This is a genomic window from Roseivivax halotolerans, assembly GCF_900115815.1.
Classification (GTDB): Bacteria; Pseudomonadota; Alphaproteobacteria; order Rhodobacterales; family Rhodobacteraceae; genus Roseivivax; species Roseivivax halotolerans.
Genome location: NZ_FOXV01000008.1, coordinates 141,931 through 153,413, shown reverse-complemented (window position 1 = coordinate 153,413; position 11,483 = coordinate 141,931). Strand labels below are relative to the sequence as shown.

Genomic DNA, 11,483 nt, shown 5'->3' with positions numbered 1-11,483 from the left:
GGCGCGCGCCAGAGGGCCTTTCCTGAATTCAAATGATCGCGGTGTTCAGCGCTTGTTCGGGCCGTCTGCGGCAAGCGTGGAATCGGGATCCTTGGGATCCGCTTTCGCGCGTTCGACTTCGAACTTGCCCTTGATGCCGAGGATGGTCACGGCAAGGAGCGTGAACAATGCGAGGATCGGAACGATAAAACCGACGTCCATTTTGCTCTCCTGACTTTAGGATACATCTTATCCCGAACGCCCGGAAACAGACTGCGTTCCGTCAGGCGGCTCAGTCTTTCAGCTGAACCACGCACCATCCCAGCAATAGCAGCAGGATGAAAACCGGCAGAATGAAGAACAGGTCCATGTCTCTCTCCTCTCGTGGTCGATGGACGGAAGACTAGCGCGATGCTACCTCGCCGAAAAGTCATGCGGACCGATACGGGGCGCAACCTACGAAAAGTGATGAGGAAAGATGCAGTCAGCCGCCCCCGCCGCACCGGATATCACGCCCTCTTCCTGGGCGATGGTGGCCTTGCTTGGCCTCGTCTGGGGGGCGACGTTCCTCATCATCGAGCTTGCTTTGCCGGGAATCACGCCGGCCTGGCTCGCGGGATACCGGATCGGGTTTGCCGCGCTGCTGACGACGCTGGTCTGGCAGATTATGGGCGGGCGGCTCTTCCACGGACCAAAGTCCGCATGGCCGCAGATCCTCGTGATCGGCGTCTTCAATACGGCGCTGCCGTTCCTTCTGCTGAGCTGGGGTCAGCTTCGCGTCACGTCCGGCTTCGCGGGCGTCTCTATGGCCGCCATCGCGCTCATGGTTCTACCACTCGCACATCTCTTCGTGCCCGGGGAGCGGATGACGCCGCGCCGGGTGATCGGCTTCGTGGTCGGGTTCTGCGGTGTCCTGGTGCTGATCGGCCCGGCGGCCTTCGCCTCCACGGGGGATCCGCTCGAACCTTTCGGACGGCTGGCCTGCCTTGGTGCCGCGGCCTGCTATTCGACCGCCTCGGTGATGATGCGTCGCTTGCCGGCGATAGACCCGATCGGGCTGGCGGCAGTGCCGCTGCTCGCCGGTTCCGCCGCGATCATACCGGTGGCGTGGGCGCTGGAAGGCCCGCCGCCCTTGCCGGGCGGCGAGACCTTGTTCTGGCTGGCGCTTCTGGGTCTTGTGCCGACCGCAGGTGCGAACCTCTTGAGGGTTCTCGTCATTCGCAGCGCCGGGCCGGTCTTCATGACGCTGACGAACTACCAGGTGCCCGTCTGGTCGGTCATCCTCGGGATCGTGATCCTGGGTGAGCCGTACCACCCCTCGCTGTTCGTTGCGCTCGCACTTATCCTGTCGGGGGTCTTCGTCAGTCAGTGGGGCGCGCTCATGCGGCTTTTCGGCCGCGCGAGCTGATTATTCCCAGCACTCCACCAAAACGGTGATACCGCGCGCGACCTGCGTGAGATCTTCGGGCGCCATCGACATTTCGCCGCGACCCGTCTCGACAGAGACACCGGCCTCGCGGAAAAAATCGACGAGTCGTTCGGAGGCGGTGGCGAAGCTCACGTTCTCAGGCAATTGCTGGCCGGTCGAAGAAACAGGCGTCAGCATGCCCACGACCGCGCCGCCACCGTCGAAGACGGGCCCACCCGCATCGCCGGGCCGGGCCGAGACCGAGAGACGTTTGACGCCTTCCTCGCCGTTGAGGCCGCGCACGTCTGCAAGCGTGCCGAAGGTCACGGTCGGCGCGCCGAGTACGCCGCCATAGGAAAAGCCCGCGACCGCGATCTCCGATTGCAGGCGCGGCGCGTCTGTGCGGAAGATCGGCACGTTGCGGGGCGCGAGGGGGGATTGCGGCTCCAAGAGAGCCAGACCACCGGCGCGCGCCACGATTTCGGCCTCGGTCAGCTCGTCAAGCGTGATCCGGCCGCATTCGGCCACGGACGCATCCGACGTCAGCACCCGTCCGCTCGAATCCGCGAAGAAGCCCGACGCGGTGACCTTGGGCTGCCGGACCTGGAGCCCCGCGACAAGGTCGATCGCCTGCCCTTCGTCGCTGAGCGTCGCGGGGTCGAGCACGACACCGTCGAGGCGTGAAAACGTCTCCTGCATCCGCGCGAGGATGCGCGTGCGGCGCTCTTCGTCACCGGCGGGCCAGATGAGCGTGAAACCCTTTATCGCTCCGTCCGAAAGAAACGCCTCGGTGTGGCTGACGATGCGGCTGTTCTCGCCGACGAGACGGAAGCTGTCGCCCTGCCGCTCGCGCGGCCCGTCCGTGGGCACGATCTCGAGCGTCTGCATGATCTCGTAAAGACCATAGAGCGTGCGGCGGTCGCCGGGCTCGGAGATAAGGAGAACCCGCGCCTCGGGCACCTCTCCGGTCGGCTCATAGCGCACGAACGGCGATTCCGCGCGATCGAATGCGACGACGCCGGTGGGAAGCTCCATCTCGATGCCGGCGCGGCGGTCTGTCACGCGGCGCAGGCCCATCCCGTCGAGCACGGCGTTGTACTGACGGAAAAGCTCGGCGCGCTGCGCGGTCGTCAGAACGCCCGTCGCCTCGTAATTGTTGGCCTCTTGCCAGCCGGCCATCGCGCCGCGCGTCCCGCGTCCGAAGGCGGCATCGATGCGGCCATTGTAAAAACCGGCCCATTGCAGGGCGACCTGCAGATCCTCGCGTTCACCGCGCGTGAGAAGCTGTTCGGCGCGGCGCGCCTCTGCCGGGGTCTCTTCGGCCTGGCGCAGCTCCGGCTCGGGATCGGGCTCGTTTTGCGCCTGGGCGCCGCTATCCTGCGGCTCTTGCGGCTCGGGCGACTGGATCGCACCGGCACCGATCGGCCAGAAGCGCTGCGCGTATTGATCGGCTTCCTCGACGAAACTGTCCGAGGGGATCTGCCCTTGCCGCCGGAGCTCGAGACGGCGCTGATTGGCTTCTTCCTCGGTATAAGGGCCGAGCGCGATGCCATACCAGCCGCCGCCGATGGAAAAGCCATTGACGTCGGGCAGCCCCGCCGCAAAGGCCCGCGCGCGATCCTCTGCCACGGTGAGCGCCGGATGGGCCTCGATCTGAACGAAATAGGCATCCTGCGCGTTGGCCGCCCCAGCGATCACCCAGAGCGCGCACCCCGCCATCAGTCCCGTCTTCTTCATTCCGTTCATTCCGCCCCGTGATATGTCAGTTTCGTGTCGCGACCATTGGTAGCAAAATGCAAGCCCGGCGCACCTCAATTATTGGTCAGGGGCGCAATTGACCCCCCGGTTGTGGCGTCCTAATCAAGCCTGAAGCGACAAGGACGGATCCCGCCATGGACAAGACCCAGAAACCGCGCAGTTTTCAGGAGATCATCCTGCGGCTTCAGACCTACTGGGCCTCGAAGGGCTGCGCCGTTCTGCAACCCTACGACATGGAAGTCGGCGCGGGCACGTTTCACCCGGCAACGACGCTGCGCGCGCTCGGTCCGAACCCTTGGGCCGCCGCCTATGTTCAGCCCTCACGCCGTCCGACGGATGGACGCTACGGCGAGAACCCCAACCGGCTGCAGCATTATTACCAGTACCAGGTCATCATCAAACCCTCGCCGCCCGATCTGCAGGCGCTCTACCTGGGCTCGCTCGAGGCGATCGGGATCGACATGGAGCTGCACGACGTGCGTTTCGTGGAGGACGATTGGGAAAGCCCGACGCTTGGGGCGTGGGGCCTTGGCTGGGAGGTCTGGTGCGACGGGATGGAAGTCTCCCAGTTCACCTATTTCCAGCAGGTTGGCGGACATGATTGCGCGCCCGTCTCTGGGGAGCTGACCTACGGGCTCGAACGGCTCGCCATGTATGTGCTCGGGATCGACCACGTGATGGAGATGCCCTTCAACGATCCGCAGACGCCCATCTCGCTCAGCTACGGCGACATCTTCCGCCAGACCGAGGAAGAATACAGCCGGCACAATTTCGACCTCGCGTCGACCGAGATGCTGCTGCGCCATTTCGAAGACGCCGAGGCCGAGTGCCAGCGGCTTCTAGAAGCGCCGGAAACCGACGCCAAGATGGACCGGCGCATCGTCATGGCGCATCCCGCCTATGACCAGTGCATCAAGGCCAGCCACCTCTTCAATCTGCTCGACGCGCGCGGTGTGATCTCGGTGACCGAGCGGCAGGCCTATATCGGCCGCGTGCGCGCGCTGGCGAAGATGTGCGCTGACGCCTTCGTGACGACGCCCGCCGCGACGGGCTCCGCGGCATGAGCGGCAAGATCCTGTCTCTGGTCATTCTCGTTGCCGCGGCGATCGGCGGCGCGGCGATGTACTACCTTCAGGTCTTCGCCTATTACGAGCGTCTGCCGGAGGTCTCCGAAATCACCATCGCGACGACCGACGGCGGGACCACCACTCTGCCCGTCTCGAATTTCGAGGGGATCGACGCGGACAGCTCCCCGATCCGCTACCGCGCCTGTTTCGACGTGCTCGCGGGCCCGTCGGACCTGCAGGCCGAGCCCTACCCCGCCGCCGTCCCGCGCAACGCGCCGTTCTGGTTCTCGTGCTTCGACGCCGAGGCCATCGCGGATCAGATCGATGCGGGCGCTGCCGAGGTCTTCACCGTTGCCCGAAACATCGAATTCGGAATCGACCGGGTCGTCGCGCTGACGGAAGACGGGCGCGGCTATGTCTGGCAGGAGGTCAACGATTGCGGCGATCGGGCCTATGACGGCACCCCGCTCGGCGACGATTGCCCTCCGCGCGACCGGTAACGGGAACCTCAAGCGGGCGTGATGCGCTGATCCGGTGAAACCTTACACCGGAGTGCATCTTCATGTCACAGAAAACCGCCCCCGCCTGGGTCGTCCCGGTCATGCGTGCGGGCTATTCCTCTCGTGCCGCGGTCTACGCGATCGTCGGCGGTCTGGCCCTCACCGCTGCCATTCACGGGGGCCGGGCCGAGGGAACGACGAACGCGCTCGCCGATCTCAAATCGCAGCCCTTCGGCCTTTGGGCGCTCTGGCTCATCGCCATTGGTCTGTTCGCCTACGCGCTCTGGCGCTTCATCGCGGCGGGATACGATCTCGAGCGGCGCGGCGATGACGGCTCGGGTCTGTTCCAGCGCGGCGGCCTGATCGTCACGGGCATCATCCATGCCGGTCTCGGCGTCTCGGTCGCGGGGCTTGCGATGGGCGACTCGGGCGGCGGTTCCGCGGCGCAGGACTGGACCGCACGGATCCTGCAGATGCAGAACGGAAAATGGATCGCGGCGGCGCTCGGCGCAATCGTCGTGGGCTCGGGTATCTACTACATGCACAAGGGCTGGTCGAAGAAATACAAGCGCCACATCCGCGTGACGCCGACGACGCAGAAACTCGATCCGGCGTTACAGGCGGGCTTTCTGGCGCAAGGTGCGCTCATCGCGATCATCGGTGCGCTCATCATCAGCGCCGCGATGACGACCTCGCCCGAGAATGCCGGCGGCATCGGCAAGGCGCTGGACCAGCTCCGCTCGGCCCCGTATGGCCGCGTGCTGCTGGGCGTCGTGGCGCTTGGCCTCATCGGCTTCGCGCTAGAGAACCTTGTCGAGGCGATCTACCGGATCGTGCCCGCCCGCGCCGGATCGGACGTGGAAACGCTGGCCATGCGCGCCAAGGCGAAGGCCAAAAAGGAGGCAGCGAAGGCCAGCTGACCGCCTACCCGCTGGACGTTCCGGGCCCCGCCCGCTATCCCGCGCCGAAGAGACGCCACGGCCGATAGCGGAGGGGCCCGATGCCCGACCTTCTGATCGAACTCTTCTCCGAGGAAATTCCCGCGCGGATGCAAGCCCGCGCCGCGGAAGACCTGAAAACGAAGGTGACGAACGGCCTTGTCGAGGCGGGTCTCACCTACGCCCATGCCGCCGCCTTCGCGACGCCCCGGCGCCTGACGCTCGCGCTCGAGGGCGTGCTCGACCATTCCCCGACCACCCGCGAAGACCGCAAGGGCCCCAAGGTCGATGCGCCCGAGAAAGCCATCGAAGGCTTCCTGCGCGGCGCGGGCGTCGCCCGCGAGGATCTCGAGGAGCGCGACGAGAAAAAGGGCCGCGTCTTCTACGCCATCATCGAAAAGCCGGGCCGCCCCGCGGCAGAGATCATCGCAGAGGTGCTGGAAGACACGATCCGCACCTTCCCCTGGCCGAAATCCATGCGCTGGGGCGCGGGAAGTTTGCGCTGGGTGCGCCCGCTGCACCGCATCCTCTGCATCCTGACGAATGATGCGGGCGAGGCCGACGTGGTGCCGATGGAAGTCGACGGCATCCGCGCCGGGGACATGACCGAAGGCCACCGCTTCATGGCCCCTGCCCCGTTTTCCGTCACGTCTTTCGAGGATTACGCGGCAAAGCTCAAGCGCGCGAACGTGGTGCTCGACCCCGAGGAGCGCGCGGAGACGATCTGGAACGATGCGACCAATGCCGCCTTCGCGAGCGGGATGGAGGTCGTCGAGGACAAGGGGCTTCTGGCAGAAGTCGCGGGACTCGTTGAATGGCCCGTGGTACTGATGGGCGAGATCGGCGCGGATTTCCTCGACCTGCCGCCCGAAGTGCTCATGACGTCGATGAAAGAGCACCAGAAGTTCTTCTCCGTCCGCAATCCCAAGACGGGCCGGATCGAGCGCTTTATCACTGTCGCCAACCGCGAGACCGCCGATAACGGCAAGACCATCCTCGCGGGCAACCAGAAGGTTCTGACGGCGCGGCTCTCGGATGCGAAATTCTTCTGGGAGAACGACTTGCGGGTCGCTGTTGACGAGAAGATGCAGCCCTGGCTCGATCAGCTCGAGAACGTCACCTTCCACAACAAGCTCGGGAGCCAGAAAGCGCGGATCGATCGCATCGCCGCGCTCGCCCGCGAGATCGCGCCGGTCGTCGGGGCGGACCCCAATCTGGCCGAGACCGCCGCGCGGACGGTGAAGGCGGACCTGTCCTCGGAAATGGTCGGGGAATTTCCCGAACTTCAGGGGCTTATGGGCCGCTATTACAGCGATGCCGCAGGTCTGCCGCCTGAGCTCGCGGCCGCCTGCGAAGAGCATTACTCGCCGCTCGGGCCGTCCGACGCGGTGCCCGCCGCGCCGGTTTCGGTCGCCGTGGCGCTGGCGGACAAGCTCGATACGCTGACCGGATTCTGGGCGATCGACGAGAAGCCGACCGGGTCGAAAGATCCTTTTGCGCTTCGGCGTGCGGCGCTCGGGGTTATTCGGTTGGTGCTTGAGAATGGGATACGGGTCGAACTTTTAGAGACGTTTCTTCTCGCTTCTGTATCCACATATTCGAACGCCTACGCAGCAGAGGTTCGGGAGACGGTTAGCAGGGAACTCGCTGACTCTTTCGACTCATATCGCACAATTCGTGAGGCGATAGCGCAAACAAAACGGAACTCTCTGACGTCCAATCTGTATAAAGCGCTGCTGCGTAATGCTGACTTCAATGAGGAGACAGAAAGCAAAAAGCTCAAAGAGTTCGTTGAAGCAGGCGTAGTCTTCCAAGTGAACTCCTATCAGAGGCATCTAAATCACGAAATCGGCGACCTCCTCGCCTTCTTCCACGACCGTCTCAAGGTCCACCTGCGCTCTGAGGGCGTCCGTCACGACGTGATCGACGCGTGCCTCGCCATGCCGCAGGCGGACGACCTCACCCTTCTGGTCAAACGCGCCCGCGCCCTCCAAGCCGTGCTGGAGACCGAGGATGGCGAGAATCTCGTGCAGGGCTTCAAACGCGCCAACAACATCCTCACGCAGGCCGAGGAGAAGGACGGCGTCGAGTACAGCTTCGGCGCGGACCCCAAATTCGCCGAGACGGACGCCGAGCGCGCGCTTTTCGCAGCGCTGGATGCGGCGGACGCCAAGATCGTGCCCGCGATGAAGGACGAGGATTTTCCGACCGCTATGGCCGCGATGGCCGGCATCCGGCCCGAGGTCGACGCCTTCTTCGAGGCGGTGCAGGTCAACACCGACAACGAGATCCTGCGCCGCAACCGGCTCAATCTTCTGTCCCGCATTCGCAATGTCTGCCTGCAGGTCGCCGATCTGACGCGGCTCGACGGCTAGGCCAATTCGCCCCATCCCGGCCCTTGTCAGGCCGCGATTGGGGCGTATCCTGCGAGCGACAAAAGGATTGCCGCAGTGCAGAAATACCTCACCGAAGTGTCGTTCACGCTCGACCGGCACGTCACGCTCGTCACGCAGACCGCGCCCATTGCTCCCGAGACTCATGGCGGGCGCGCGAAATGCCTGCAGCGGCTAGTGCGGCTCAACCTTCCGGTCCCGCGTACGGTGGCGCTGTCCTTCGACACGGTGAAGGCGATCTCGCTGGGCCGCATTCCCGACACCGGGCAGCTCCTGTCGGTCTTCGATCCCGATGCACTTCTGTGCGTGCGGCCCTCGTCGCAGGATCCCGACTGGGGCGGGCCGACGACCATTCTGAACATCGGCATGAACGATGCGGCCTGCGCGCGGCTGTCGGCGGAGCTTGGGCCCGAGGCGGCCGAAGCGCTCTATCGCCGCTGGGTGCAAAGTTACGCAGTGCATGTCGCCCGGCTCGATCCCGATGCGTTCGAAGAGATCGACGCGGAAGCGCCCGATGCGCTGGCCCGCGCTTTGCGCGCCTATGAGGACGAGGCCGAGGAGCCGTTCCCGCAAGATCCTGCCACGCAGCTCGCAGAGGTTCTGCGCTCCATGGCGCGCGCATGGGAGAGCGTCTCGGCGCGGCTTCTGCGCGAGGCCAAGGGCGCGCCTGTCGATGCCGGGCTGGGCCTTGTCGTGCAGGAAATGGCGCTCGGCTTCGGACCGGGCGAGTCCGGCTCGGGCGTCTTGCAGCTTGTCGATCCCGATACCGGGCTGAAACAGGTCACGGGCCGCTATCTCAGCCAGAGCCAGGGGCGTGATGCGCTCAGAGCCGGCGCCCGCGCGCTCTATCTCGAGGCCGATCCGCGTGGCCCCTCGCTCGAGGAACGCGCGCCCGAGGCGTTCGCGCAGCTCAAGGAGCATGCCGCGCTCATGCGCCAGCGGCTGCGGGCGGAAATGCAGGTCGAGTTCACGATCGAGAACGGCACGCTGTTCATTCTCGACGGCGTCGTGGTGCCAGCATCGGACGCCGCCGCCATCCGCATCGCCGTGCGGCTCGCCGAGGACGAGATCATTACCCCGCGCGAGGCGGTGATGCGGGTTCAGCCCCGCGCGCTGTCCTCGCTCCTGCATCCGCAGGTCGACCCCCGCGCAGACCGCGACGTGATCGGCACCGGCATCGCCGCGAGCCCAGGCGCCGCGACAGGCCGCATCGCCTTTACCGCCGCCGATGCCCAGGCGATGGCCGCGCGCGAGGAGCCCTGCATCCTGATCCGGCGCGAGACCGCACCCGAAGACGTGCGCGGCATGCACGCGGCTGTCGCGATCCTGACGGAAAAGGGCGGCATGTCCTCTCATGCGGCCGTGATCGGGCGCGGCATGGGCCGACCCTGCGTCGTCGGCGCGCGGAACCTGCGGATCAACCTCAAGCGGCGTCAGATCACCGCGGACGATGGGCGAATCTTCCGCGAAGGCGAGATCGTCACCGTGGACGGCACCAATGGCGAGGTGTTGGCCGGGGCGCCCGCGATGCTGGGCGCCATGCTCGACGATGCCTTCCGCACGCTGCTGGGCTGGGCGGACGAGGATCGCGACCTGCGGATCCGGGTGAATGCCGACACGCCCGAGGATGCCGAGAAGGCACGGCTCTTCGATGCGGGCGGAATCGGGCTCTGCCGCACGGAGCACATGTTCTTCGAGCCGGGTCGACTCACCGTCATGCAGGAGATGATCTTCGCCGCGACGCCCGAGGATCGGCGCGCGGCGCTGGCGCAGCTCCTCCCGATCCAACGCGCGGATTTCAAGGAACTCTTCGCAATCATGTCGGGCAAGCCCGTCTGCATCCGGCTCTTCGACCCGCCGCTTCACGAATTTCTGCCGAGCGACCGGGCCGGCCTGCGCGATCTTGCCGAAGCGCTGAACCTGCCTGTCTCGGATGTCACGCGGCGCGTCGAGTCGATGGGAGAATACAATCCGATGCTTGGCCTGCGCGGTGTGCGCCTCGGCATCACGGTGCCCGAGATCTACGACATGCAGGCCCGCGCGATCTTCGAGGCGACGCTCGAAGCTTCGCGCAAGGACGAGCCCGTGGTGCCGGAGATCATGATTCCCCTCGTCTCCGCGCGGCGCGAGGTGGAACTGGTGCGAAAGCGCGTCGATGCGGTGGCCGCCGCCGTCCGCACCGAGCGTGGGCGCGACTTCACCTACCGCCTCGGCGTGATGGTCGAGACTCCCCGCGCCTGCCTTCTGGCCGGGGATATCGCTCCGCATGTCGATTTCCTGAGTTTCGGCACGAACGACCTCACACAGATGACCTACGGGCTCAGCCGCGACGATGCGGGCCGGTTCATGTCGGATTACGTGCAGCAGCAGGTCTTCGACGAGGATCCGTTCCACCGCCTCGACACCGCAGGCGTCGGCGAGCTTCTGCGGATCGGCATCGAGCGCGCCCGCGCCGCGAAGCCCGAGATCATCGTCTCGATCTGCGGCGAACATGGCGGCAATCCCGAATCGATCAGCTTCTGTCGGAGCCTCGGGATGAACTACGCAAGCTGCTCTCCCTTCCGGGTTCCGGTGGCGCGACTGGCCGCCGCACAGGCCGCGATTCGCGACAAAATTGAGTAATCGTAGGCATTTGGGCGGGAACTTACCCGCAGTTTTGAAGCGAATGGGCGAAAAACGGCCCATACCGCAAGTCCAAAACTGGACGCCTTGACCGATTTTTCCTAGAGACCCGCGGAACGAAAACGGCGGAAACCGCCACTACGCTGCTGCAAGAGGTGTCTGCGATGGGTCGCATCATGAAATTGGCGCTGGCGATGATGATCGCCGGAGCGCCCGCTTATGCTGAGCTCGAAGAGACCAACATGGAAAAGGTCATGCGCCAGGAGAGCCGCGGTCTGAACGCGGCCGCATCGGCGCATCTGCAACGTCTGGTCACGCCCGCACCGCAAAGCGGGCTGAAAGACGTGCAATACAGCCGCAACTGGCTCGACAGCCAGAATTTCCGGACCGGTGGCTCCGAATGGACCTGCCTGTCCGAAGCGCTTTATTTCGAGGCACGCGGCGAGACCGTGAAAGGTCAGTTCGCGGTGGCCGAAGTCATCATGAACCGCGTCGATTCCCCGCGTTACCCGGACTCGATCTGCGGTGTCGTCGGTCAGGGCGCGTCTTCGGGCGTGAAATATGCCTGCCAGTTCTCGTTCAAATGCGACGGCGCGGCCGAGACGATCCACGAGACGGGCGCGTATCACCGCGTCGGAAAGGTCGCGAAGCTCATGCTGGAAGGCGCGCCGCGTCGCCTGACCGGGGGCGCCACGCATTATCACACCACAGCGGTCTCCCCGTCCTGGTCGCGCAAGTTCCCGATGACCGCAGAGATTGGCGTGCATCGCTTCTACAAGCAGCCATTGCAGCTGTCGCGGAACTGAAATTGGCCGCAT

9 protein-coding genes are annotated in these 11,483 nt (G+C 65.2%); 7 read left to right on the top strand and 2 right to left on the bottom strand.

The genetic code is table 11. From position 1 onward, the window contains the following. Positions 1 to 45: 45 nt before the first annotated feature. Complete coding sequence (locus BM171_RS18950) at positions 46 to 201, bottom strand: hypothetical protein (protein ID WP_175497548.1); 156 nt, start codon at positions 199 to 201, stop codon at positions 46 to 48. Between the two features lie 256 nt (positions 202 to 457). Here BM171_RS18950 and BM171_RS12535 point away from each other — a divergent pair, with 256 nt between their 5' ends. Further along, positions 458 to 1,387, top strand: coding sequence for a DMT family transporter (locus BM171_RS12535; RefSeq protein ID WP_245760257.1), 930 nt, complete (start codon positions 458 to 460; stop codon positions 1,385 to 1,387). On the opposite strand, the gene BM171_RS12530 is transcribed toward BM171_RS12535, so the two are convergent. Further along, on the bottom strand, positions 1,388 to 3,124 hold the full coding sequence (locus tag BM171_RS12530; RefSeq protein ID WP_093012780.1) for a trypsin-like peptidase domain-containing protein: 1,737 nt from the start codon (positions 3,122 to 3,124) through the stop codon (positions 1,388 to 1,390). It lies immediately after the preceding gene. A 155-nt stretch (positions 3,125 to 3,279) separates the two neighbouring features. Here BM171_RS12530 and BM171_RS12525 point away from each other — a divergent pair, with 155 nt between their 5' ends. From BM171_RS12525 to BM171_RS12500, 6 genes are all read left to right on the top strand, one after another. Beyond that, positions 3,280 to 4,209, top strand: a complete 930-nt coding sequence (locus BM171_RS12525; RefSeq protein ID WP_093012777.1) for a glycine--tRNA ligase subunit alpha — start codon at positions 3,280 to 3,282, stop codon at positions 4,207 to 4,209. Then, positions 4,206 to 4,712 (top strand): DUF6446 family protein, encoded by a 507-nt coding sequence (locus BM171_RS12520; RefSeq protein WP_093012775.1) that lies wholly within the window; start codon positions 4,206 to 4,208, stop codon positions 4,710 to 4,712. Before BM171_RS12525 ends, BM171_RS12520 begins: the two co-directional genes overlap by 4 nt. A 62-nt stretch (positions 4,713 to 4,774) precedes the next feature. Beyond that, the gene (locus tag BM171_RS12515; RefSeq protein WP_093012773.1) at positions 4,775 to 5,632 is read left to right on the top strand and encodes a DUF1206 domain-containing protein; all 858 of its coding nucleotides are present in this window, start codon (positions 4,775 to 4,777) and stop codon (positions 5,630 to 5,632) included. An 80-nt stretch (positions 5,633 to 5,712) separates the two neighbouring features. Further along, positions 5,713 to 8,025 (top strand): glycine--tRNA ligase subunit beta, encoded by a 2,313-nt coding sequence (gene glyS / locus BM171_RS12510; protein WP_093012770.1) that lies wholly within the window; start codon positions 5,713 to 5,715, stop codon positions 8,023 to 8,025. Positions 8,026 to 8,100: 75 nt separating this feature from the next. Next, positions 8,101 to 10,665, top strand: a complete 2,565-nt coding sequence (locus BM171_RS12505; protein WP_175497547.1) for a putative PEP-binding protein — start codon at positions 8,101 to 8,103, stop codon at positions 10,663 to 10,665. 176 nt (positions 10,666 to 10,841) lie between these two features. Beyond that, positions 10,842 to 11,471: a cell wall hydrolase gene (locus tag BM171_RS12500; RefSeq protein WP_245760256.1), complete on the top strand. Its 630-nt coding sequence runs from the start codon at positions 10,842 to 10,844 to the stop codon at positions 11,469 to 11,471. Positions 11,472 to 11,483 lie beyond the last annotated feature (12 nt).